16 protein-coding genes are annotated in these 24,461 nt (G+C 71.9%); 7 read left to right on the top strand and 9 right to left on the bottom strand.

Translation table 11 applies throughout. The features are described from left to right. Positions 1 to 307: 307 nt before the first annotated feature. Positions 308 to 790, bottom strand: a complete 483-nt coding sequence (locus tag WME89_RS07625; protein WP_438008567.1) for a hypothetical protein — start codon at positions 788 to 790, stop codon at positions 308 to 310. A 449-nt stretch (positions 791 to 1,239) separates the two neighbouring features. Between WME89_RS07625 and WME89_RS07620 the strand changes: the two genes are divergently transcribed. Next, complete coding sequence (locus tag WME89_RS07620; protein ID WP_438008566.1) at positions 1,240 to 2,589, top strand: PAS domain S-box protein; 1,350 nt, start codon at positions 1,240 to 1,242, stop codon at positions 2,587 to 2,589. Here WME89_RS07620 and WME89_RS07615 read toward each other — a convergent pair. From WME89_RS07615 to ltrA, 3 genes are all read right to left on the bottom strand, one after another. Then, complete coding sequence (locus WME89_RS07615) at positions 2,579 to 3,424, bottom strand: hypothetical protein (RefSeq protein ID WP_438008565.1); 846 nt, start codon at positions 3,422 to 3,424, stop codon at positions 2,579 to 2,581. The genes WME89_RS07620 and WME89_RS07615 overlap by 11 nt on opposite strands. Before the next feature lie 246 nt (positions 3,425 to 3,670). Beyond that, positions 3,671 to 4,789, bottom strand: a complete 1,119-nt coding sequence (locus tag WME89_RS07610) for a hypothetical protein (protein WP_438008564.1) — start codon at positions 4,787 to 4,789, stop codon at positions 3,671 to 3,673. A 122-nt stretch (positions 4,790 to 4,911) separates the two neighbouring features. Further along, complete coding sequence (gene ltrA, locus WME89_RS07605; RefSeq protein WP_438008563.1) at positions 4,912 to 6,219, bottom strand: group II intron reverse transcriptase/maturase; 1,308 nt, start codon at positions 6,217 to 6,219, stop codon at positions 4,912 to 4,914. 953 nt (positions 6,220 to 7,172) lie between these two features. Here ltrA and WME89_RS07600 point away from each other — a divergent pair. Together WME89_RS07600 and WME89_RS07595 are read left to right on the top strand one after the other, a co-directional pair. Continuing rightward, positions 7,173 to 8,015, top strand: a complete 843-nt coding sequence (locus tag WME89_RS07600; protein ID WP_438008562.1) for a helix-turn-helix transcriptional regulator — start codon at positions 7,173 to 7,175, stop codon at positions 8,013 to 8,015. Positions 8,016 to 8,663: 648 nt separating this feature from the next. Next, the gene (locus WME89_RS07595) at positions 8,664 to 10,409 is read left to right on the top strand and encodes an amidohydrolase (RefSeq protein WP_438008561.1); all 1,746 of its coding nucleotides are present in this window, start codon (positions 8,664 to 8,666) and stop codon (positions 10,407 to 10,409) included. A 20-nt stretch (positions 10,410 to 10,429) separates the two neighbouring features. Here WME89_RS07595 and WME89_RS07590 read toward each other — a convergent pair whose 3' ends face one another. Next, positions 10,430 to 11,464 (bottom strand): AraC family transcriptional regulator, encoded by a 1,035-nt coding sequence (locus WME89_RS07590; RefSeq protein WP_438008560.1) that lies wholly within the window; start codon positions 11,462 to 11,464, stop codon positions 10,430 to 10,432. 128 nt (positions 11,465 to 11,592) lie between these two features. Between WME89_RS07590 and WME89_RS07585 the strand changes: the two genes are divergently transcribed. Next, a complete protein-coding gene (locus WME89_RS07585) occupies positions 11,593 to 12,501 on the top strand; it encodes an NmrA/HSCARG family protein (protein WP_438011908.1) in 909 nt (302 codons plus the stop codon). A gap of 202 nt (positions 12,502 to 12,703) precedes the next feature. Here the strand turns inward: WME89_RS07585 and WME89_RS07580 are convergent, their stop codons facing one another. Both WME89_RS07580 and WME89_RS07575 read right to left on the bottom strand, forming a co-directional pair. After that, positions 12,704 to 13,789: a trypsin-like serine protease gene (locus tag WME89_RS07580; protein WP_438008559.1), complete on the bottom strand. Its 1,086-nt coding sequence runs from the start codon at positions 13,787 to 13,789 to the stop codon at positions 12,704 to 12,706. Positions 13,790 to 13,825: 36 nt separating this feature from the next. Further along, positions 13,826 to 14,146 carry a hypothetical protein gene (locus tag WME89_RS07575; protein ID WP_438008558.1) on the bottom strand — a complete coding sequence of 107 codons (321 nt, stop codon included), beginning with the start codon at positions 14,144 to 14,146 and terminating at the stop codon, positions 13,826 to 13,828. Between the two features lie 89 nt (positions 14,147 to 14,235). On the opposite strand from WME89_RS07575, the gene WME89_RS07570 reads away from it, so the two are divergent. Together WME89_RS07570 and WME89_RS07565 are read left to right on the top strand one after the other, a co-directional pair. Next, positions 14,236 to 15,417 (top strand): methylated-DNA--[protein]-cysteine S-methyltransferase, encoded by a 1,182-nt coding sequence (locus tag WME89_RS07570; RefSeq protein WP_437652873.1) that lies wholly within the window; start codon positions 14,236 to 14,238, stop codon positions 15,415 to 15,417. Between the two features lie 431 nt (positions 15,418 to 15,848). Continuing rightward, positions 15,849 to 16,571, top strand: a complete 723-nt coding sequence (locus tag WME89_RS07565) for a glutathione peroxidase (RefSeq protein WP_437652874.1) — start codon at positions 15,849 to 15,851, stop codon at positions 16,569 to 16,571. A 267-nt stretch (positions 16,572 to 16,838) separates the two neighbouring features. Here WME89_RS07565 and WME89_RS07560 read toward each other — a convergent pair whose 3' ends face one another. Continuing rightward, positions 16,839 to 18,635, bottom strand: coding sequence for an AMP-dependent synthetase/ligase (locus tag WME89_RS07560; RefSeq protein WP_438008557.1), 1,797 nt, complete (start codon positions 18,633 to 18,635; stop codon positions 16,839 to 16,841). 233 nt (positions 18,636 to 18,868) lie between these two features. On the opposite strand from WME89_RS07560, the gene WME89_RS07555 reads away from it, so the two are divergent. After that, a complete protein-coding gene (locus tag WME89_RS07555; protein WP_438008556.1) occupies positions 18,869 to 20,605 on the top strand; it encodes a protein kinase domain-containing protein in 1,737 nt (578 codons plus the stop codon). On the opposite strand, the gene WME89_RS07550 is transcribed toward WME89_RS07555, so the two are convergent. Then, a complete protein-coding gene (locus tag WME89_RS07550; protein WP_438008555.1) occupies positions 20,556 to 24,434 on the bottom strand; it encodes a serine/threonine-protein kinase in 3,879 nt (1,292 codons plus the stop codon). The two genes, WME89_RS07555 and WME89_RS07550, sit on opposite strands and share 50 nt — an antisense overlap. Between the last annotated feature and the right edge of the window lie 27 nt (positions 24,435 to 24,461).

The raw sequence follows: 24,461 nt of genomic DNA, 5'->3' as shown, positions 1-24,461 counted from the left end.
GAGATCGCCAGACCGAAATGCACGCCATCTGCTCTTCTCGTGCGCTTCAGGTCATTGTGGGATGGCGTCTGGGATTCTCGAAAGCTCGATCGAGAGCGCCCGTGCGAGACATCCAGGCACGACGCCGGAAGGCTTCGGCGTACGGTCGCCCGGTCCCTGGCCGCGCTGCGCGAGCCATGCGCGGCGCGCCGGCAAGCGGCGTGTCAGGCGGGCTCGATGTGGAAATCGCGGCCGTGGGGGGTTCCCAGCCATCCTGGACCACCCCTGACGAGCGCGCGACGCCCGGTGCACGCGACGGCGACGCGCGCTAGCAGCCGGGCACGTTGACGTCGACGTCGAGCAGCACGTCCGCGGCGATGGTCGTCTCGTCGTCGGGGCGACCGCTCACGCGGGCCTCGCTCGTGATCCTCATGCTGGGCGCCACGACATAGGGCGTGAGATCCACGCCTTCGACAACATCCATCGACAGCTCGCGCGCGCCGCGCGGCACCTCGTCCAGCTTCGCGATGAGCACCCGCGGCTGGCCGTCCGTCTCGGCGAAGAACGACGCGGAGGTCAGGAAATCGAAGCTCCCGTCGGCCGGGCTCTCGACGCGGAGCGTGAAGTGGACGACGTGCACCGCGTCGACGTCGTCCTTCGTCACCCCCTGGTTCTCGAACTCCGCCGAGAGATCGATCCGCTGGAAAGCATCGAAGTCCAGCGCGGCGATGAGGTCGTCGATGAGGGTCCCTGGCTGGACAACCGCCTTGCCGCCGACCTCCACGTCGACGTTGTCGAGCGAGTCGCACATGGCGAGCGCGCACAGGCCGAGGACGGAGGCCGCGCGCGCGAGCGTCGCGCCCAGAGGACGCCGTCCGCCCGGTCGTGAGGGCCGGCGGCTGGAGGGAACAGGTGAAGGCGAGCTGATCATCGGACGACTCTAACGCATCTCCAGCGCGCCACCGCGCCCCGCCGGAGGCGCCCGGCGCGCCGCCCGCGCTCCCCTTCCCACCGCTTCCACCGCTCCCCTTCCCCATCTCGTCCAGCGTCTCGCCCGCCGATGAGCTCGCCAGCATGCGCCGGAGGCGCCGAGGCAGGCTCGACCACACCGCCGCAGGACCCCCTCCATCCTGCCTGGAGCGGGAGCCGCCATCGCCTCAGACCGCTTCGCCGACGCTCCACACGCGCCGGTGGTGTGCAGAGTGACCGCATCAGCGTAAGATCACCGCTTCCCTGTACACCGGACCCCGGAAGCAGCGTATGAAGGATGAACATCTCTCCGCGGAAGCCCTCAGGGCAGAGAACGCCGAGCTCCGGGGGCTCGTGGAGCAGCTCCGGGCGCAGGTGGCCACGCTCGAGCAGGAGGGCCGCGCGCTGCGCGAGACCACCACGCGCGACCGGCGCATCATCGAGGGACTCCCGCTCCTCGTCTATCTGTTCGATATCGTCGATATCCAGAGCGTCTACACCAACCGCAATGTGGCCGAGCTCGCGGGATACAGCCCCGAGGAGATCGAGGCCATGGGCGAGGGCGTGCTCACGACCCTCGTGCCCGCGGAAGATCTCGACGGGCTCATGCAGAATTTCGAGCGCCTCCGGCGCGCGGCCGACGGCGAGGTGATCGAGCACGCGTACCGCATCCGCAAGCGGGACGGGACCTACCGGCGGCTCGTCGACCGCGCGGTCGTTTACTCGCGCGATCCGGGGGGAGCTCCGCGGGTGGTGCTGGGCACCGTTCAAGACGTCACCGAGCAGCGCGAGGCAGAGGCCGCGCTCGCGCGCGCCAAGGCGCTCGTGGAGCACGCGCTCGACGGGATCGCGGTGCTCGATCCGGCGGGCAACGTCCTCCACGCGAACGAGGCGTTCACGGACATGGTCGCGCCGGGGGAGCGCGTCGCCGGCAGCGCGATATGGCGCTGGCTGGCGCCGGGGCCGGCGGGGCTCTCCGAGGAGCAGGCCGAGTCGCTGTTCCGCCGCGAGGAGAGCTGGAGCGGCCGGGTCGACTTCCAGCGCGCCGACGGGCGCACCTGGACGGCGCGGGTGGACGCGATCGCGCTCGACCGGCAGGCGACAGCGGGGGCGGCGACGGCCATCTTCCTCCGCGACATCACCGCGGAGATCGCGTCCGAGTCCGAGCGGATCACGCTGCAGGCGCAGGTGATCGAGGCGCAGGCGAGCGCGCTCCGGGAGCTCGGGACGCCGCTCATCCCGATCGCCGACGAGGTGCTCGCGATGCCGCTCGTCGGCGCGATCGACGAGGCGCGGGCGCAGCGGATCATCGAGGTGCTGCTCGGCGGGATCACGGCGCAGCAGGCCGCCGTCGCGATCCTCGACATCACCGGCGTCAGGGCGCCGGGCGCGTACGCATCGGACGGGCTCGTGCGGGCGGCGCGCGCGGCGCGGCTGCTCGGGGCCGAGGTGGTGCTGACGGGCGTCGGGCCCGAGGCGGCGCGGACGCTCATCGAGCTCGGGGCGGACCTGAGCGGCATCGTGACGCAGGGCTCGTTTCAGAGCGGCATCGCCTACGCCCTCGGTCGGCGGCGCCGGGGCGCGAGGCCGACGCCCGCGGACGACCGCACCGCGAGCGGCAGGGGACGGCTCAGTACGTGAGCGACACCGTCGCGCAGCCCAGGCCGATGGCGCTGATGGGGGGGCTCGAGACGACGGTCTGGACGAGGTTCGCCACCTGGGAGGCACCGCAGAAGGTGTCCGGGAACGCGCTGCCGCCGTCGCCGCCCACGCCGTCCGGCCACGTGACGGGCCCGATCTCGACGCGGAGATCGCCGGGCGCTCCGGTCACGAGGAGCGGCGCACAGGCGATGAAGAGCAGATCCAGGTAGGAGCCAGACGAGCCGCTGAAGCCCACCACCACCTGGTTCTCCGGGCACATCATCTCCCAGGCGTCGGTGCCATAGGTGCCCTGGACAGGGGTCATGTCGCCAGGGGCCGCGGTGATCGTATACGGGCCCGCTCCGTCGAGCGCCAGGTGGCCACACTGCGCCCGGATCTGGCCATGGATGAACGACTCCCCCAGCATCCCCACGAGCCCTCGGAAGCCGATGATGACCTGGCTCTCCGGGCACCTGTCCATGACCGGGGTGCTCGTACCTGCATTGCCGTACACCTCGGTGACGCTCTGGTCCACGACGCCGACGCCGACCGGCGCTGGACAGGGCGCTCCGTCGCACGCGCCGCCGCCGCCACCGCCGCCCGAGGCATCGCCGGCGCCGCCTGCTTCACCGCCGGCGCCTGCCTCACCGCCGGCGCCGCCCGACCCACCGCCGCCGACCTCACCGCCGCTGCCACCGGACCCGCCGCCGGCGCCACCGCCGCCGCTCGCGTCCGCGCCGTCGAAGGTCAGGTCGCCGATACCGGAGATCGCATTGCATCCAGCGAGGGCGAGGCAGGAGATCAGCGCGGAGAGGCCGAGGTGGTGGCGCGTCACGGGAATGGAGAACGACTACTCGATCCGCGGCCGGCCCGGTAGATGGTCGCCCGGCCGCCGCGGGGCTGTCGTATTCAGCGGAGGTCGCCCCGGGACCGCCGCCGCAGGCGGTCGAATTCAGCGGGCGTTGACCCAGGACCGCCGCCGCGGGCGGTCGAATTCAGCGGGCGCTGACCCGGGAACGGCCGCCGCGCGGCGGTCGAATTCAGCGGGCGTTGACCCGGGAACGGCCGCCGCGCGGCGCCGTCACGGCCGCGCCTCGTGGGCGGCCGCGGGCGCCCGCGCCGCCTGCGACGGCTTCGGGCGGACCGAGCCCACGCTCAACCCGCCGAAATGGTGGGTCGGCGTGACCCCGGGGGCCAGCGCCGACCGGGTCACCTCGAAGCCGGTCACCATCTGAACGAACCCGGGCCGGTCCGGGACCCGATCCACCACGGCCCGCTCGAGCAGCATCGAGGTGTACTGATCGGCGCCGGACTCGGGCGTATCGAGGTTCAGCAGGACCTCGAGGCCCTGGTCCTTGCACCGCGCCGCGACGCCCGGCAGCCGGCTCTCGAGCGGCGACCAGTTGTCCGCCGAGACCCCGTTCTCGCTGACGCCGAAGATGCCTCGATCGGTCCTGAAGAACAGCGTCTGGTTGCCGGTGCTGTGGCCCGGCGTCCGCACCAGCCACACGCCGTCCCCGAGGAGGACGTCGCCGTCGATCAGCCGGACCCGGCTCTCGAGGACATCGCGCTTGCCGTCCGCCACGTAGAACGCCGACTGGAGGGGGTGGAGCGCGTCCCAGGCCTCCCATTCCCGCCGCTGGGCGATGAGCTGCGCCGCCGGGAACGTGACGGGCGCCGGGCTCTCCTTCGTACCCAGGTGCTTGCGCAGGTCCTGGAGATGAAAATGGTCGTAGGCGATGTAATCAATGTCCTCCGGCGCGACGCCGGCGCCCCGGAGCTGCGAGGTGAGCGGCGCGAAGACGCGGGTGCTGAGATGCGACATCACCGGATGGCGCGCGCGCAGCCGCTCCAGGTAGGGCGCGCGCAGGGCGCCCTCGGGGTCCGTCGGGTTGAACAGCAGGTTCTTCAGCCGACCCGATTGCTCGAACTGAACCAGGAACACCCGCTGTGTCATGATCGCGAAAGGAGACGGCAGGAGCGCCGCGCCCCAGAACGCATAGCGGGTGGGATACGCGAGCTGCATCGTGTCGAAGGTCCTCACCGAGACCACCGGCCTCGAGGCCTCGAGGCGCGCGCGCAACAGGGGCGCTCGCTCGCGGATCGCGCGGGCCCGCAGCCCGGGCTGCGCGATGGACCAGGCGTCGCCGATCTCGTGAAGAGGCTCGAGCTCGGCAGTGGAGTCGACCGTCGATTGCATTGGTAGATCCTACTTTCTCCTGCCCGGTCGTGAAACCGGGCGATGAAGGGCAAGACCCCCTTTCAAACCGTGCGTGCGGATTTCCCGCACACGGCTTACCGGTGGTCTCTCGGGCCGCTGCATTACGCAGCCTCCGGGTACTGGACGGTCCCGCGCAGACGATGGAGCCCGTGACCTTCGACGAAGAAGTCGCATGTCCAACCTTCGACCTCACGCGCGCGCAGGTTGCGCCCCTTGCGCTTCTTGAGGAAGTCGCGGAGCCGCCGCCACACGTAGCTGTCGATCTGGTTGAACTTGCTCGTCGCGTTCCCGGTGCGGAAGTAGTTGCCCCAGCCGCGCAGCACCGGGTTCAGAGCGCGGATCAGCACCCGCACGTCCTTCACCCCGTTTCTGGCTCGACCGGTCAGCTCCTTCACGCGCTGCCGCACCCGATTCATGCTGCGCTGAGAGGGCCAGCGCTGGAGGAAGTACACGCGCCGGCGTGACTGCTCCCAGATCGGTCCGCTCATGCGCTTGCGCAGGTGGCAGCCGAGGAAGTCGAAGCCCTCCTTGCCCAAGGAGAGATCCACCCGCCTCGTCTTATCCGGGTGTAGCTCCAGCCCGAGCCGCGCGAGCACCTCGCGTACGCGCCTCTCGGCCTGCTCGCACGCCGACCTCGTGGCGCACATGACCACGAAGTCGTCCGCGTAGCGCACCAGCGTGCCCAGATGGGCACCATGGCGCTCCCACGCCACATCGAGCACGTGCAGGAAGATGTTCGAGAGCAGTGGAGAGATCACGCCGCCCTGCGGTGTCCCCGAGAGCGTCGCTACCTCCCGCCCCTCTTCCATCACCCCGCACCGGAGCCACTGCCGCAGCAGCTTGAGCACCCGCCGATCCGAGACGCGTCGCTCGACCAGCTTCATTAGCTTGTCGTGGTCGATGCTCCCGAAGTAGTCGCGGATGTCCGCGTCCAGGACGTGGTTGCCTCTGCGAGCTCCCAGCTTGCGGAGGGTCTCCAGCGCCTGCGTCGCGCTGCGGCGAGGCCGGAAGCCGTACGAGCTCGGGCGAAAGTCCGCCTCGAAGATCGGCTCCAGCACCAGCTTCGCCGCCATCTGCACCACCCGGTCCCGGATCGTCGGAATGCCTAGCGGCCGCTTCTTCCCATCGGCCTTCGGGATGTACCGGCGCAGCACCGCTGCCGGCCGGTACGTACCTGCTCGCAGCGTGACGCCAAGCTCTTCGAGGAAGCGCTCCACGCCGTGCTGCTCGATATCGGCGAGCGTCTGAGCATCGACACCCGCCGCACCTCGGTTCCGCTTCACCCGCTTCCACGCTTCCGCGAGGACGTCACCCCTCGCGATGCGGTCATACAACGCGTGGAACCGGCGCCCCGGATGCCGCTTGGCCGCGACCCACAGCCGGCGTTGGAGTTGTCGCACTTTGTCCATGGGCTCGCGCCCACGGGGGTGGTTGGAGCCGGTCCTGCCGGCCATGCCCTCGCGCTTACCTCCTCGACCGACGCGACCACCGCAGGGGCCTCTCCCTCCGACCGCGTTGTTCGTCGCGGTCATCAACGGTACTACGGCCCCCTCGGACTCCCGCTGCGCAGCGCTCGATTTCACCTTCGGCTTATACGAGCCACCTTGCCGCGACGACGGCGACGCAGACGGGCCTCCCGTGTTCCGCACCTCTCCTTGAACGCGTGCTGCGCCCTCTACCCCGGAGGGACCCGTCGCGCGTTCTGCTCCGGACTGCGGCGCGACGGACGTGGCCTTCGCCGTGGCATGCGCGGCTCGGCTCCTTCGTTGTTTGTCTGTCGAGGCGGCAGGCTTCACTTGATGTTGCGGCCCGCGTTCTTGCTCCCTCCGTAGAGGCTTTCGACGCCCCGCTCGGACCGAGGGGTCTCCCCCGTCAGCCTGGGGCCTGCTACCGGGCGCTCCGGCGCTTACCCGGGCGGGACTCGCACCCGCTGGAGACGTGCAGCCTGAGATCGCTCCCCTGTCCCGCGAACGGGGCCCGGGATCGAGCTCGTCACGGCGCACCATGGCGCGACTATAGCGATACCCTCGCTGTCAGCAAGACCGGGACGTCGCGCCTGGAGGCTGTTCTTCATTGGATATGCATGTGCCCGCGGTATCCCGTACCGCGGCTCGGGAATGGCCTTAAGGCAGACTCGGTATCTGAAGCCGCGACCCGCGGGTGAGGGAAACGACGTGAATGGCGATCCCGGCGGCTGCGCTCTCCCACCGATGCGACTCACCGCGGGCGGCATGCCTCGGCGAGGCCGCGCGCGGCTCGGCTCGACGCCACGCCACGGCGAAAACGAGCGCGGGAGCTGCACGGACGCGGCGGAGCGGCTCCGGTTGCCCGGCTGCGCCGCCGCCGGTAGAGTCGGTGGAGCATGAGGGTCACGACGGTGCTGCGGCGCGACGCCATCTCGGTGCTCGACTACCGGTGCAGCGCCGGCCCCGGGGACGCGCCGTTCGCCGAGCTGCACCGCGGCTTCTCCGTCTCGTACGTGCGCAAGGGCAGCTTCGGTTACCGCGTCCGGGGTGCGTCGTTCGAGCTCGTGGCCGGGTCGCTCCTGGTCGGGCACCCGGGCGACGAGTACATGTGCACGCACGACCACGTCGCAGGCGACGAGTGCCTTTCCTTCCACCTCGCGCCGGCGCTCGTCGAGGCGCTCGGCGCCCGAGGCGAGGCCTTCCGGACCGGCGGCGTGCCGCCGCTGCCCGGGCTGATGGTGCTCGGCGAGCTCGCGCAGGCGGCGGCCGAAGGCAGGAGCGGCGTCGGCCTCGACGAGGCGGGGATGCTGTTCGCGTCCCGCTTCGTCGAGGTGGTCTCCGGGCAGGGGCGGCGCCCGCCGGAGGCCGGGGCGCGCGACCGCCGCCGCGCCGTGGAAGCGGCCCTGTGGGTGGACGCGCATGCGCACGAGCCGATCGACCTGGAGAGCGCCGCGCGGGAGGCCGGGCTCAGCGCGTTCCACTTCCTGCGGCTCTTCGCCCGGGTGCTCGGCGTGACCCCGCACCAGTACCTGGTCCGGGCCCGGCTGCGCCGCGCGGCTCGCCTGCTCGCCGAGGACACCCGGTCGATCACCGACATCGCCCTCGACGTCGGGTTCGGCGACCTCTCCAACTTCGTGCGCACGTTCCACCGCGCGGCCGGCGTCTCGCCCCGCGGCTTCCGAAAGGCGGCGCGAGGCGACCGCAAGCTCTTCCAGGACCGGCTCGCCCGCGCCCTCTAGGGGGTCTTCGGTGGCCGGGCATGCTGCCTGTCCGGGTCGGGGAGCAGCGGGGGCCGCCGAGCTCCAGATCCCAGGACAGTTCGTCTTGTCGTGCGCGAGTCGCCACGAGAGCGCCGAGTTGATCACGAATCATCCTGAGCGCCGCCCGTTCGACGCTTGATTGGAACGTTGATATCGTTCGCTTTTTCACGGGGCGCCGGATCGCACGGAAGAATGTCCTGTCGACCCGGAGCAGGTCCCGTGGTTTTCGGCGTGGCGCCTCCGCAGCGTCTGGCTCTCCCCCTCGCCCTCCCGGCCGCTCGGAGCCGCCATCCGGCGAGCCGCGGCTGGTCTTGCAGGGGTGGTCTGGTTCGTGTATTCCACGATGGAGGCTCGATTCGGGGCCTCCCGGGCGACACGGGCATGTCCAGAGCGGAGCCCTCGCGAGCCACGACGACGAAGATCTCCGTCTCTGGGTTCAAGCGAGCCCATCCGGCCATGGCAACGCCGTGCCGCGGGCGACGCTGGATGGCCACAGGAGCACTCATGAGGAACAAGTCTCGGGCTGCAGGCGACAGGCGCGTTCCCCCCCGCCGTCATCGCGCGTTCAGCGCCGCGTACGCGGCGACGTGCGCGCTCTTTTCGATGCAGGTCGCCTGCGGCGCCCCCATGAAGCAGCCCGCCGACACCGTGCTGCGGAACGGGTTCGTGTACACCGTCGACAGCGCGGACTCTGTGCGCCAGGCGGTCGCGGTGCGCGCCGGCAGGATCGTTTATGTCGGCGCCGACAGCGGCGTACAGGAGTATGTGGGCGCTCGGACCGAGGTCATCGACCTGACGGGCCGCATGCTGATGCCCGGGCTGGTCGACGGCCATTTGCACGTCATGTCCGGCGGGGCGCAACGTCTGATGTGCAGCCTCGACTACAAGACGCTCACCATCGCGCAGATCCAGGCGAAGATCCAGGCCTGCCTCGACGGCGAGCCAGCCAAGGCTCCCGATCAGTGGCTCGAGGTGACGAGCTGGGACCGGCAGGGCACGGTATCGGTGGACGCCGACCCGACCCTGGCTGCGCTCGACGCGCTCAAGACCCAGCGGCCGATCCTCGTGCACTCCACAGACCACCACAGCGTGCTGACCAACTCGCGCGGCATGGCGCTGGCAGGCGTCACCGAAAAGACGCCCGATCCGGTCGGCGGCAAGATCGATCGCGGCGCAGACGGCAAGCCAACGGGCATCTTCGAGGATGCCGGCATCGCGCTCGTATCGGCGGCCATGCCGGCGCCGGCGCTAGAGGACGACGTGCGCAGCGCGAAGGCGGCGCTCGACGCGATACGCCACCAGGGCGTGACCACGTTCATGGACGCGTCCACGGACGAACGTGCGCTGCGAGCGTTCACAGCCGTGCAGCGCAGCGGCGACCTGACGGCGAGGGCGCTCTTCGCCATTCTGATGGATCCTGACAAGGTGGCGAAGGGTCCGGAACAAGCGATCGCCGCGGCCAGGGCCCTGGCGGCCTCCCACGATCAGGCCGCCGCGGAGCCGGCCCCTGGCATCGGCGCTCGCCACGTCAAGATCATGATGGATGGTGTCCTGCAGGCGCCGGCCCAGACCGCGGCGATGCTCGCGCCGTACAATGTCAACGTGGGCACGGACGGCGCGCCCAGGTGGGTGACGGGCACGCGCAGCGGCGACGTTTACTTCCCGCCGGACACGCTGAAGTCGCTCCTCCTCGCGGCCGTCAAGGCCGGGTTCGATCCCCACGTCCACGCGATCGGCGACCGCGCGGTGCGGCAGACGCTCGACGCTTACGAGCACGTGCGCGCCCAGCTGCCAGGCAACGACATTCGCGCGGCGATCGCGCATTGCGAGACGGTCGATCCGGCGGACTTCGGCCGCTTCAAGGCGCTCGGCGTGATCCCGGTGATGTCGTTCCAGTGGGCGCAAGAGGCCCCTTATTCCGTCGATGCGATGAAGCATCAGCTCGGGCCGGAGCGTTATGCCCGCCTGGAGCCCGAGGGCAGCCTGCACAGCGCTGGCGCGAGGATAGCCTATGGAAGCGACTGGCCGGTCGACCCGTTCGCCGAGTTCCTGGCGTTGAAGATCGGCGTCACCCGCAGGGGAGACCCCGCGCATCCGGCCAGCTTTGGTCCGGCCTATGCCGGCCGGCTCAACGACGATCCGCTCCTGCCGCGCAGCGTCGCGCTGCGTGCGATCACCATGAACTCGGCCTACCAGCTGCGGCTGGAGAAGGTCGTGGGCTCGATCGAGGTCGGCAAATTCGCTGACATGATCGTGCTGGACCAGAACTTCCTTCAGATCCCCGAGGACGATCTCGGGAAGATTCAGGTGCTCATGACCATGGTCGGGGGGAAGATCGTCTACACCGCCGATTCATTGCGGCCGAAAGGCTAGTACCGCATCGCCGCCGCGCCTCACGCCCTTGCGGCTCGTCGCGCTGGCGGCCCCTGGCCCCCCTCGGCTCGGGGCCGAGCGCCGGGCTCGGCTCCTGGGTTGCTCTGGCGCGCGTGCTGCTGGCGACGGTAGGCCCCCGGCGCCATGCCCGACCACTGCCGGAACGCGTGGCTGAACGAGGCCTCCGACGCGTAGCCGGTGAGCTGAGAGGTCAACGCGAGCGTCGCGCCTTCGCGCAGCAACATCGTCGCCCTCTGCATGCGCATCCGCGTGAGAAAGCCGAGCGGCGGCTCGCCCACGAGGCTCGTGAAGCGCGCCGCGAAGGCAGACCGCGACAGCCCGACCTGCTCGGCCAGCGAGGCGACCGTCCATGGATGCTCCGGTCGACGGCTCATCAGGCCCAGGGCCGTGGCCACGCCCGGGTCGCGCAGCGCGCTGACCAGCTCGAGCGAGCGACACGAGTGCGAAGGCTCGTCGCCGAGCGTCTCGACGTACGCCCGCATCACGTGGACGAACAGCACGTCTGCCATGCGGGCGAGCACGAGATCGGAGCCGAACGGCCTCGACGCGATCTCGCGCGCGAGGAGACGGAGCTGCTCCACGAGCGACGCGTGACCCGCGCCCGCACCCGCGAGCCGGAACACGGGCGGCAACGACGACACGATCGGGACGGAGAACGGATCCTCGAGCTCGACCAGCGCCGACGTGACCCTCGTCTCGGTCCCCACGCCGCCGAGGGTCAGGTGCCACACGCGCGCTTCGCCGCTCGCGCGGACCCCGGGCAGCTCTTCGAGAGCGACCACCGGCGTGTCGGTACGATCCCCGAGCGAATGCGCCCCGCCGTGCGGTACCACGACGACATCACCGGTCGTCAGGGCGAGCGCGTGGCCGTCGTTCTCGGTCGAGAGCCAGGCCGTGCCGCTCACCACGTGGTGGATGCAGAAGGTCGAAGGCCTGCCTCGAAGCGCGACGCCCCACGGCGCCCTCGCGTCGAGGCAGGCCCACGACGCCGCCGTCGCTCGAACCGAGGAGAGGAGTTCGCTCAGCGGGTCCACGAGTGACCCGAGCTGGACGATTTCGAAAGCAACGTGGACGCGCTCGGCTGGTCGTGGCCGCGCGAGCGCCGCATGGTTGGGGGGTATTTCGAGGCCTTCATTCGCCTCAGAAAGGGTAACTCATGTCCATCGAAGCGACCACCGCGCCGGTGCTGGTCACCGGCGCCACGGGCAAGCAAGGCGGAGCCGTCGCCGCTGCGCTGCTCGAGCGAGGCGTCCCCGTGCGTGCGCTCGTTCGTGACCCTGGCGCGGCCCCTGCAATCGCGTTGCGCGCTCGAGGCGCGGTCCTCGTGCGGGGCGACCTCGACGACTCCGGCTCGCTGCGCGTCGCCTGCGAGGGAGCGCGGGCGGTGTTCTCCGTGCAGCACCCGAGCATGGCCGACCCCGAGTCGGACTCCGAGCGGGTGCAGGGGAAGAACCTCGTCGAGGCAGCCCGGGCAGCCGGCGTGCCGCAGTTCATCCACACCTCGGTGTCCGGAGCCGGCGCGCACCACCGGCGAGCGCCGGGCTGGGAGCTCGAGCGGGGCCAACTCCGCAACTACTGGGAGAGCAAGGCGTACACCGAAGAGCTGGTGAAGAACGCCGGATTCCGCTTCTGGACCCTCCTCAAGCCCTCCTTCTTCATGGAGAACTTCGTCCGCCCTTCCATCATGTTCGAGGGGTACACGGGGGACCGCCTGCTCACCACGATCGCGCCTGACACGGAGCTGGCCCTGGTCGCCGTGCAGGACATCGGGGCGGCGGCCGCAGCCGCGGTCCAGGAGCCGTCACGGTTCCACGGCGTGGAGCTCGAGCTCGCAAGCGAGCGGTTGACGATGCGCGAGATCGCCCGTGCCCTGGCCCGCGCGCTCGGCCTTCCCATCGAAGCGCCGTCGCTCACCCCCGACGAGGCCATCGCCCTGGGCGTGATGCCGACGATTGCGCGCCCGCACGAGCGGCTGAACCACCACGGCAGCCCGGCCACCCCCGAGGCGGCGCGAGCGCTCGGGATTCCGCTCACCGACTTCGAGACATGGCTTCGACACCACCCTGTGTGAGGTTGGGGGCTTGCCCGATGGCGCGCGTCGCTGCGGCGCCGGGGTTCGCGCCGCCCTGCATCACGATGCCCGGGCCGGCAGCAGGAACGGAGCAGAGGTGTGACGGGTACAAGCCCGGGCGCGCTGACGCGGAGCCCGCGAGCCCGGGCGGGGCTGGTCCGGGTTGACGACGGCGGGCGCTAACCGTCCCGCGACGTCACCCTCACCAGGTGGTGAACCAGGCCCAGGAGTTGTTACCGGCGCTGGCGTGGAAGCAATAGCCGCCGTTGCGCTTCGCGGGGAGGGTGATCCCCTGTCCATTGCAGGACAGCGCCGTTCCGTTGACGTCGAAGGTGCGCGAGGAAGCAAAGCCTCCGCAGTTCACGTTCACCGAGTTCGCCGTGGACTCGAAGCAGCGCTCGCCCGTGCCGAGGTTGCCGCTGGAGTAGGAAACGGACGTGATCGGGGTCGGGTTGCTGCAGATCGAGCTGCACGGCGTCGAGATCGGCGCTCCGATCAGCCCCTGGAGCCAGGAGTGGACGTTGTAACGAGACTCCAGGTCCAGGCGGGTGAACCAGTTGCCGATCTCGCCGTTTTCGTTGCCGGAGACGAGGGAGTTGATGCCGACCACGACGTTCGTGCCCGTGCGGAACAGCGGCCCGCCCGAGTCGCCGGGGCACAGCGCGGGCGCGCCGGGGACCAGGGCCGGTCCCTGGGTGGTGGTGTAACCGCCGGGAATGGTCGTGGCAGGGTCGAAGGTCAGCGGCGAGACGGTCACGGAGTCTCCCACCTTGAACCGCGTCGGAGGCGGCGGCGTGACGCCCTCGCAGCCGTAACCGGTCAACGTGACCGACGTGCCAACCGGGACCGGGTTCGGGTCGATGACGGCGACCGGGATCTGCGGCGTCAGCTCGTTGACGATGATGAGCGAGACGTCGGGTCGAAGCCCGAAGTCGCTCATCGAGTGGTCCCCGGCGCAGCTCGTGCAGTTCTGGTACTCCGGGTGGTTGTTCACGGACACTACCGTGAGCGAGACCGGGTTCAGCGCGTTGTTGTCTGGCGTGACGTTCAGCTGCGTGACACTCGCAGGGTTCGAAAAACAGTGCGCTGCGGAGAGGAAGTGGCGCGGACCGACCTTCACCCCCGTGCAGCCGCCCAGGTGGACCGTGGACGGGTATTCGGCCTCGGTGGCGACATGCCCGTTGACGAGCGGATCCTGGGACGAATCGATGAGCTCTGAACCGGGTTGCGCGTCGACGACGCAACCAGCGAGCAAAGCAGCAGCGGACAAAGCGAACAGGTAACGCATGATTTGGGTCCTTCTTGAGGCGTGTCACTGGCGCTCTCAACAGCAGCGCCGTGTTCGATAGATCAAGCAGTGATCGCGGACGCTCTCGTATAGAGCAACGCTCGTGCCGCCCGTCGGCCGCAGCTCGGCGAGGTCACGCGACGCGCCGGCCGCTGTTGCTGCCGCCTCGGCGGCGGATGGGCGCGGCGGCGGCATGGCAAGCCATGCCATCGCACGATGGCAAGAATTGCCAGAGCGGCAAACTTTGCCATCGAGCGTCACCGGCGTCGCTGCGGCTACCTCGATGTGGGTCGGGTCGGGGTCTCCCCTGGCCTTCGTCTGCATTCCCGTGGCCGTGGCGATCTTCTCCTTCCACATCGCTTCACGCGGCGCGGCCGAGCGCCGCGCGGCGGCGCAAGATTCTCCAAGAACGACGTCGGCTGCGGGCGGTACGCTCGCGCCACACCATGACAGCCCACGGATTCACGCTCTTCGACACGGCGATCGGCCGGTGCGGCGTCGCCTGGGGCGGGCGCGGCCTGGCCTTCGTGCAGCTCCCGGAGGCGCGCGACAGCGAGACGCGCGCGCGCGTGCTCCAGCGCCTCCCGGGCGCGCTCGAGGCGCCGCCGCCGCCCGACGTGCAGCGCGCGCTCGACGGCATCGTCGCGCTCCTGCGCGGCGAGGCGAGCGATCTCTCGGTCATCGCGCTCGACATGGAGCGCGTGCCGCCCTTCCACCGCCGCGTCTACGAGGTCGCGCGCACCATCCCGCCCGGCGCCACGCTGACCTACGGCGACATCGCCGGACGGCTCGGTGCGCCCGGCTCGGCGCGCGCGGTGGGGCAGGCGCTCGGGCGCAACCCGTTCCCGATCGTCGTGCCGTGCCACCGGGTGCTCGCGGCCGGCGGCAAGGTCGGCGGCTTCTCCGGGAGCGGCGGCGTCACGACGAAGCTCCGCCTCCTCGCGCTCGAGGGCGCCCAGGCGAGCGGCGCGCTCGACGACGAGGGCGGCGGCGCGCTCGGCTTCGATCCAGCCGTCGCGGTCGAGCACGTGCGCGCGTCCGACCCGGCGCTCGCGCGCCTCATCGACGCTGTCGGCCCGTTCCGCATGCGGCTCGACCGGACCTCGAGCCTCTTCGTCGCGCTCGCCGAGGCGATCGTCTACCAGCAGCTCACCGGCAAGGCCGCGGCGACCATCTTCGCGCGCGTGCGCTCGCTGTTCCCGCGCGCGCACGAGGGCCCCACGCCCGAGCAGATCCTGGGCGCCTCGGACGAGAAGCTCCGCGCCGCCGGCCTGTCGCGCGCGAAGCTCCTCGCGCTCCGCGATCTCGCGCGGCGGGCCGCGGACGGCGAGCTCCCCACGCTCGCCGAGGCCCGCGGCATGGAGGACGAGGCGCTCGTCGAGCGCCTCACCCAGGTGCGCGGCATCGGCCGGTGGACCGTGGAGATGCTCCTGATGTTCCGCCTCGGCCGCCCGGACGTGCTGCCCGCGGACGACTACGGCATCCGCAAGGGCTTCGCGATCGCGTTCGAGCAGGGCGATCTACCGGCGCGCAAGGAGCTCGAGCAGCGCGGCGCGCGCTGGAGGCCGTACCGCACCGTGGCGAGCTGGTACCTGTGGCGCGCGGTGGAGCAGGCGCGGAGCGGCTGAGCGCTCGCTTCCTTGCCGGCGCGGCGGCTGCCCCGGGCCAGGCTCAGCGCCGGCCGAGCAGCCGCCCGCGGACGTCGAGGGTGCCCTCGGCCCCGCCCCGGCCTCCCTCCGCCTCGCCCGGCGCGCATCCGTTGCGCGAACGCGCGTCGCGCACCTCCCTGCGCTCCCCTTGAGCCCAGCGGCTTCCTTGTCGCGCCGTCTTGTCGGGCCCGCTCCGACGCCGGGCGCAAGCAGGGGCGCCACAGCGGGCTGTGCAGCGTCGATGGCGCCGGCGCGCGGGCTTCCGGGATGACGCACAACGGCTGGCCGGCGTGGAAGGGCGAGGTTAAGTTCTCGCCAGCCGCGGCGAGCCCGGACGGGCGCCGCGCGACGTTGAACAAGGGTTGCCGTTCCCGATCGCAACGGAAGAGCACTGGAGGAGCAGGACAGACATGTTGAAGAACCTCGAAGGGCAGCGCGTTCCGGATGTCACGTTTCGCACGCGTGTCGACGGCCAGTGGAAGGACGTGACCACCAAGGACGTGTTCGCCGGCAAGAAGGTGGTGGTGTTCGCGCTGCCGGGCGCCTTCACGCCGACCTGCTCGAGCAGCCATGTGCCGCGCTACAACGAGCTCGCGGACGAGTTCAAGCGGCGCGGGGTCGACACGATCGCGTGCGTGTCCGTGAACGACGCCTTCGTCATGGATGAGTGGGGCAAGGCCCAGCACGCCGAGAAGGTCCTGTTCCTGCCCGACGGGAACGGGGAGTTCACGGAGAAGATGGGCATGCTCGTCGACAAGGCGAACCTCGGGTTCGGCAAGCGCTCGTGGCGCTATTCGATGCTTGTCGAAGACGGCGTGATCAAGAAGATGTTCATCGAGCCCGAGGTGGAGGGCGACCCCTTCGACGTGTCGGACGCGGACACGATGCTGAAGCACCTGGATCCGTCGTCCAAGGCGCCCCACGACGTGCTGATGTTCACGAAGCCGGGGTGTGGTTACTGCACGAAGGCGAAGCGCCTCCTGGAGCAGCGGGGCCTCGCCTACGAGGAGGTCTCGGCCTCGCCGCGGCGGCTCCGGGCCGTTAGCGGCAAGTCCTCGACACCGCAGGTCTTCATCGACGGCCAGTACATCGGCGGCGCCGACGATCTCGAGACCTACCTCGCGAAGGCCTGATCCGACGGAGATCTAGCCAGCGCGGCGCCCGGCCGCGCCGTACGCGGCAGTCCAGCTCGACAACCCGAAAGGACGCCAGGAGAACCCGGGAATCATCTCCCCCTGGCGCCCCTGGCGTCCTTCACGGTCGTTCTTCTTTTCTTCTACCGATCCCGCCCCGGAGCCCCGCCAGCGTCGAGGAGCGAGGCCGCGACGGCGCCGGGAGCTCATCCCCGCTCGGCGCCCTGGCGGCGCGCCGCCCCCGCCGCCACGGCGGAGCGCCCCCGCTCACTCGCCTGCGTACATCTGATCGATGACGCCACGGAAGCGCTGCTCGATCACGTTGCGCTTCATCTTGAGGGTCGGCGTCATCTCGCCGTCCTGGACCGAGAACTCGCGGCCGATGACCGTGAACTTCTTGATCTGCTCGAAGCTGGCGAGCCCCGCGTTCAGCGAGTCGATGTGCGCCTTCACCTGATTGACCACCTCGGGGCTCGTGATCGCGGCGTCGCCGTTCAGGGCGCCCCGGTCCTTCAGCTCGGCGAGCTTGCCCTCGGTCAGGGTGATCAGCGCCGAGAGGTATTTGCGGCCGTCGCCCACCATGCACACCTGGCTGATGATCTCGGCCGCCTTGAGCCGCTCCTCGATCGGGAGCGGCGCGATCATCTTGCCGCCCGAGGTCTTGAGGATCTCCTTCTTGCGGCCGCGGATCTTGAGCTGCCCGCGCTCGTTCCACTCGCCGAGGTCGCCCGTGTGCAGCCAGCCGCCCTCGAGCGCGGCCTGGGTCGCCGCCTCGTCCTTGAAGTAGCCCATGAACACGTGCGGTCCGCGCGTCAGGAGCTCGCCGTCGTCGGCCAGCTTGAACTCGACCCCCGGCACCGGCTTGCCCACGGTGCCCGCGCTCTCGACGCCCGGCTCGGTCATGCTGATGATGCCGGTCGACTCGGTCTGGCCGAAGGCCTCGAGGATATCGAGCCCGAGCGCGCGGAACCACGTCGTGATGTGCGGCGCGAGCGCCGCCGCGCCCGAGGCGATCACCTCGGCCTTGCTCAGGCCGAGCGCCACCCGCACCTTGCTCAGCACGAGCTTGTCGGCGAGCTTGAGCTGCACGAGATCGAGCCGGCTCGGCGCGCGCTTCGCGAACTTCGCCTCGGCCACGCGGGCGCCGACGGAGAACGCCCACTCGGCGAGCTTCTTCTTCGCGCCCTTGCCGCCGCGCACCTTCGCCATCACCCCTTCCATCATCTTCTCCCAGAGTCGCGGCACGCAGAGCAGCAGCGTGGGCTGCACGTCCGGGAGCTCGGCCGCGACGTTCTCGAACTTCGAGCAGAAATTGACGGTGTAGCGCTTGGTGATGCCGACGCCCACGCTCTGCAGCTTCTCGGCGATGTGACAGAGAGGGAGGAACGAGAACATCGAGCCGCGCGCGAGCGGGAGGCCCCAGTACGTCGAGGCGATATCGGACGTGTAGGCCAGGTTGTGGTGCGAGAGCATCGCCCCCTTGGGGTTGCCCGTCGTGCCCGAGGTGTAGATCAGGAACGCGCCGGCGTTCGGATCGATCTTCGCCAGGTAATCGGCGTACTTCTTCGCGCCCGGCTGCTGCGCGAGCGCGCGCCCCTCGGCCAGCGCCTGCTCGTACGAGATCGCCTTTGGAGAGAAGGACGCGTCGCCGTCGAAGACGAGGACCCACCTCACGCCGTCAGGCACGTCGGACTCACCACCTCCCGCGGAGATCTTCTGATAATACTCCCTGTTCTGCACCGAGAGCAGCGTCGCCTCGGTGTGGCTCAGGATGTACTGGATGTCCTTCGCGGTGGAGTTCGGATAGAGGCCCGCCGACTTGCCCCCGACGAGCAGCGCCGCCAGGTCGGCGTGAACCCATTGCGGGCAGTTGTACGAGAGGATCGCCCCGATCTGGCTCGCGTCGAAGCCCCTGGACTCGAGGAACAGGGCCAGGTGGTAGACCCGGTCGCGGAACTCGCGCGCCGTCAGCGTCCTCCACTGCCCCTGAGATCTGTAGCGCTGGGCGGGCGCGTCAGGGGATTCGTTGGCCCATTGATCCAGACGATGGAGAACGGTGCTCATGGCATCTTCCTGCGGCCTCGGGCCTCTCGGGGTGATCGAGGGCCAGGATGCGGGAGCCGCCGGGGCGTTGTCAATCAGCCGCGGAGACGGCAGGCGAGCGATGGACGGAGCGCGCGCCACGTCGCGTCCACGTCGCGTCCGGCTCGCGCCATGTCCGTCCGGCCGCGGCGCGCGGCGCGCCGCGGGAAACGTGAACCGTGATACCCTGCGGGCACGGAGCCTCACCCCGCCTCATGCCCCGTATCCCCGATCGCTTTCAGATCCTCCGGAGGCTCGGCGCTGGCGGCTTCGGGATCGTGTACGAGGCGCTCGACCGCGAGCGCGGCGAGCGGGTCGCCCTGAAGACGCTCGCGCACATGAGCGCGTCGGCGCTGTACCGCTTCAAGAAGGAGTTCCGGGCGCTCGCGGACATCGCCCACGACAACCTCGTCCGGCTCCACGACCTCATCGGCACCGACGACGAGTGGTTCTTCACCATGGAGCTCGTGCGCGGGGCCGACTGGCTCACCTACGTGCGCAGGCAGGACGCCGCGGCCGGCGCGGGCCCGTCGGCCAGCCTGGCGAGCACCGCGCCCCCGGACCAGGGGATCGACGTCGAGGCCACGCTGGAGGATGCGCTCGCGCGCTGGCCCGCGCCGCCCCACGCCAGCGACGCCCACGGCGCGGCCTGGCCGGAGGCGCGCGCCGATCTCGGGCGGGTGCGGTCGTCGCTCGTCCAGGTGGCCCGGGCGCTCCGCGCGGTGCACGAGGCGCAGCTCGTCCACCGCGACCTCAAGCCGTCCAACGTGCTCGTCACGCCCGAGGGGCGCGCGGTCGTGCTCGATTTCGGCATCGCGACGCACCTCACCCACGGGGGGCAGACAGCGACCGACGCCGATCAGATCGTCGGGACGCCGCTCTACATGGCCCCGGAGCAGGTGGGGCCCAGGGCCGTCACGCCGAGCGCCGACTGGTACGCGCTCGGCGTGATGCTCTTCGAGGCGCTCGCGGGCAGGCCGCCCTTCACGGGGACCGCCCTCGAGGTCCTCGCCGAGAAGCAGCGCGCCGCGCCGCCCGCGCTCCGCGACGTCGCGCCGTGGGCGCCAGGCGACCTCGCCGACCTCGCCGCGGATCTCCTGTGCGCGTCGCCGGAGCGGCGCCCTTCAGGGCTCGAGGTGCTACGGCGGCTCGGCGCGCCGGACGGGCTCGCGGCGGCGCCCCGCGCCGGGAACGCGGGGCGCGCAGCCCGGGCGGAGCAGGACGGCCCGGGCGCGCCCGCGCCGCGCGCGCCGCCCGCGCCGCGCGAGCAGGACCTCGAGGCGCTCGACGGCGCGCTCGCGGCGGTGCGCGAGGGGCGGCCCGGCCTGGCCGTCGTCCAGGGCGCCGCCGGGACGGGGAAGAGCGCGCTCGTGCGCGCCTTTCTCGACGGCGAGGCGGCCGGCGACGCGCTCGTCTTCGAGGGCCGCTGCCACGAGCGCGAGCAGGTGCCGCACAGGGCGCTCGACGGCGCGATCGACGCGCTCAGCCGCTACCTCATCCGGATCCCGCGGCCGGAGGCCGCCGCCCTCATGCCCCGCGGCGTCGCCTCGCTCGCCCGCGTCTTCCCCGTGCTCGCGCGCGTCCCCGCCGTGAGCGAGGCGCCGCGGGGCCCGGGCGACGAGGGCGAGGCGCGGCTCCGGGAGCGCGCGTCGGCCGCGCTGCGCGACCTGCTCGGGCGGATCTCGGACCGGCGCCCCGTGATCGTGCTCATCGAGGACGCCCACTGGGGCGACGCGGACAGCGCGTCGCTGCTCGCGGAGATCATGGCCCCGCCGGACCCGGCGGTGATCCTGCTGATCCTCGCCTGCCGCACCGACGGCGCCGGGCAGGGCCCGCTGCTCGCCGCCCTCCGCGCTTGCCCGGGGATGGCCGCGGTGCGCGCGGTGGAGATCGAGCTCGACCTCACCGGAACCCCGGCGCGAAGATCCTCCCCATCCGGGCAGGGTTCCTGATGCCCTGGCCCGCCATCCAGGCGTCCGCCGCCCCGACCAGGGAGCGGCCCTCCTCCCCGCCGAGGAGCTCGCCGCGCCGGCGGCGGGCGCAGGCGGCGAACAGGGCCATCTCGCGGGCGTCGAACCCCGCGGCGGCCGACGCCAGCAGCGACAGCGCCGCCGCCGTGTGACCGCGCTGCGCCGCGACGGCGGCGCGCAGGGAGGCCGCCATCGGATCGACCCACGGCGCGCCCTCGCGCGACAGCCGCTCCGCGTCCCGCTCCGCCTCGCGCAGGAGGGCCCGCGAGCGCCGGGCGTCGCCGCCCTCGCGCGCGGCGGCCTCCAGCGCCGCCGACGCGCGCAGGTGGTGGAGCAGGACGCGGTAGTACTGGAACCTCGGCAGGAAGGACCAGGCGATCTTGCGCCAGCGGTCCTCGATCCGCCGCCACGCCGCGAGCGGCTCGCCCGCGTAGAGGTCGATGCGGCCGAGCGCCACGGTCTCCAGGCAGTCGAGGTGGTCGAACGAGCGGCGCGGCCACCGCGCCATGGCGCCCAGCACCTCGTCGCGCGCGGCCTCGGGCCGGTCCGCGGCGAGCGGCACGATGTACGTGAGCCCGACCCGGAAGAAGCTGCCCGCGTAGAGGTCGCCGCGCGCGTCCGCGTCGGCGCAGCGCGGCGCCGCGAGGCGCGCCAGCGCGTCGAGCTCCCCGCGGTGGTAGTGCGCCACCATCATGAACCGGCTGGTCGTGCCGAGCTCCCAGGCGACGCCCGAGCACCGCCCGCGCAGGATGTCCTCGGCCTCCTGGCAGAGCGCGAGGCCCTCGGCCCAGCGCCCGGAGAGGCACTCGACCATGCCGAGCATGCCCTTGTTGACGGCGAAGAGGTACGGGTCGCCGACCTTCTCCGCGAGCGCCACCGCCATGTCGTGGAGCCGGTGCGCCTTCCGGCGCCCCTCGATGTGGTCGGTGCCGAGGTGCGCGACCTCGGTCGCGAGCGCGCGCGAGAGGCGGTACGGCTCGCCCGCGCGGAGCGCGAGGAAGAGGTGCCTCGCCTGGAACGCCGCGCCCTGGAGCACGTCGGCCATCGCGAGCCCCACCGCGGCCGACCAGCAGACGTCGAGGCGCGTCAGGGTCTCGGCCGGCAGGTCGCGCGCGTCGCGCTCGTCGTAGCGGAGCCCGTGCAGGCGGAGGCGGAGCCGCCAGAACGCGAGCGAGAGCAGCGCCGCCCACCGGGGCTCGACGAGCCGCATCCCCACGTCGGCGAGCACGCCCTGGAGCGCGGCCATGCCCTCGTCCATGTGGCCGCTCACGAGCAGCTGCTCGGCGGCGCACCGGCGCAGATCGAGGCTCTCCCGCGGCGGCGCGCCCTCGGCCGCGGCGGCGAACGCCCGGGCCGCGTCCGCCCCGCGGCCGGCGTCGCGCAGGGCGTGGGCGAGCTTGACCCGCAGCGCGCGCGCCTCGGCCGCGCCGCCCGGCGCCGCCTGGAGCGCGGCGGCGAAGTGCTCCGCGGCGCGGTCGAACGCGAGCGCCGCGGCCGCGCGGTCGCCCGCCTGGACGGCGTACTGGGCCGCCTTGTCGATGCGCCCGGCGCGCCGGAAGTGCATCGCGAGCACGTCCGGCTCGACCTGCGCCGACGACTCAGACGACTCGAGCACGGCGGCGAGCCGCAGGTGGACGTCCGCGAGCTCCGCGGCGCCGAGCTGCGCGACGACCGCCTCGCGGACGCGGTCGTGGAGCGTCTCGAGCTCCTGCTCGTCGCGCTGGCCCCGCGTGCGCACCGCGTTGCCGGCCCGCAGCGCCGCGACAGCGGCCTGCTCCTCCTCGGGCGTGAGCGCGGCGGCCTCCCGGGCGGCGCGGCGGCCGAGCGGCTTGCCCGACACGGCGACGACCTCGAGCAGGCGCCTCGCCTCCGCGGGCAGGCGCAGGAGGCGGTTCGCGAGCACCGCCTCGAGCCGGACAACGCCTTCCGCGCCGCCTCCCACGCCGCCTCCCACGCCGCCTCCCACGCCGACAGCGCGCCCGTCTTCACCGGAGCCTCCGCCTCCGCGCGGCGGCTCCGGCGCCGGGCGCGCCCGCACGTCGCGCGACAGCTCGAGCACGAAGAACGGGCTGCCCGCGGCCTCGGCGGCGATCGCGCCGGCCTGCGCGGCGGCCCTGTCTCCGTCGCCGAGCAGGGCCAGCGCGAGGGCGCGCCCCTCCTCGGGCGCGAGCGCGTCGACGGCGAGGACGCGCACGTCGTCCGCGCTCGCGCCGGGCGGCAGGAGCCGCTCCAGGAGCTCGCTCTTCTCCGCGTCCTCGCTCCGGTAGCAGAGCAAGAGCAGGAGCGCGGGCGCGTCGGGCTCGCGCAGGAGGTCGGCGAGGAGCGCGGCGCTGTCGGCGTCCCCCCACTGGAGGTCATCGATGAACAGGACGAGCGGCCGCCGGTCCGCCATGCGCCCGAGGAGCTCGCGCAGCGCGGCGAACCCGCGCCGCCGGAGCTCCTGGGCGTCCGGGGGCTCGCGCTCGCGCCGGGGCGCGGAGGCGATCGCCTCGACCCGCCCGAGCACGGGGAAGAGGCGCACGACCGCGTGCACGTCGCGGGGCAGGAGCTCGGCGGCCTCCCCCCTGGGGAGGCGCGCGAGGTGGCGGCTGAGCGCGTCGACGAGGCTGTCGACGGCCTTGTACGGGACGGACTCGCGCTCGTAGCAGCGCCCCTCGAGGATCACCGCGCCGCCGCCGCGCGGGCTCGCGAGTTCGTCGAGGAAGCGCCGGACCAGGGCGGTCTTGCCCATGCCCGAGGTGCCGCGGAGGTGCAGCGTGGTCGCCCTCCCCGCCTTCCCCTCATTCCCCCCCAACCCCCCCCTCGCCCGCTCGAAGGCGGCGCGCAGCGCGTCGAGGTGCGCTCGCCGCCCGACGAACGGCGCCCTGTCGATCGCCGGCTCGGCGCCGGAAGGCGCGCCGGCCTCGCCGCCGCTCGGCGGCATCAGCCGCCGGAGCACCTCGGACGCCGGGGGCCGATCCTCGGCGCGGCGCCGCAGCAGCGCCGCGCAGAGCTGGTCGAGGTCCGCCGGGATGTCCGGCGCCAGCGCGCGCGGCGGGGGCGGCTCCTCGAGGTGCTTCTGCATGATGACCTCGAGCGCCGCGCCGAGGAACGGCGGCCGGCCGGTGAGGGCCTCGTGGAGCATGACGCCCACCGCGTACCAGTCGCAGGCGGGCGACAGCGGCTCGTCCGCGCCCTGCTCTGGCGCCATGTACGCCGGCGTCCCGGCCATCTGTCCGGTGCTCTGGTCGAGCGGCCCCGGGTTGAGCTCGGTGACCAGGCCGAAATCGAGGATGACGACGCGGCCTCCGGGCGTCACGAGCACGTTGGACGGCTTCAGATCGCGGTGGAGCTTGCCGACCGCGTGGAGCGCGACGAGCCCCTGGGCGAGCTGGAGCAGGGCGCCCCGCAGCGGCCCCCAGCGGCGCGGCTCGGCGGCCGGCGCGTGTCCGGCGTCGCGCCCCTCGTCCAAAAGAGCGCCGGGCTCGCGCCGCGCCGACGGCGAGGCAGCCGGCGTTCCGTCCAGCTCCGCCGCGCCGCGCACGAACGAGAGGAAATCGGTCCCCTCGACGAGGTCCATCGTGAAGAACCACCGGTCGCCCTCGGAGAACAGCTCGTGCAGCGCGACGAGGTTCGGGTGAACGACCTCGGAGAGGGCCCGGAACTCACGCTTGAACCGGTACAGCCCGGCGGCGTCGAGGCGGCGGAGGACCTTCATGGCGACCCGGACGCCGCGCTCCAGATCCTGCGCCTCGTACACGACGCCGAACGCGCCGGCGCCGAGGCGGCGGCCGAGCGTGAATCGCGCCGTGGTGGGGAGCTCCTCGTGCATCGAACGGCCCTGCATCACCCGCCCCGG

The organism is Sorangium sp. So ce321 (assembly GCF_051530195.1).
Lineage (GTDB): Bacteria > Myxococcota_A > Polyangia > Polyangiales > Polyangiaceae > Sorangium.
The sequence above is the reverse complement of the archived record's forward strand: the minus strand, read 5'-3'. Positions and strand labels throughout refer to the sequence as shown.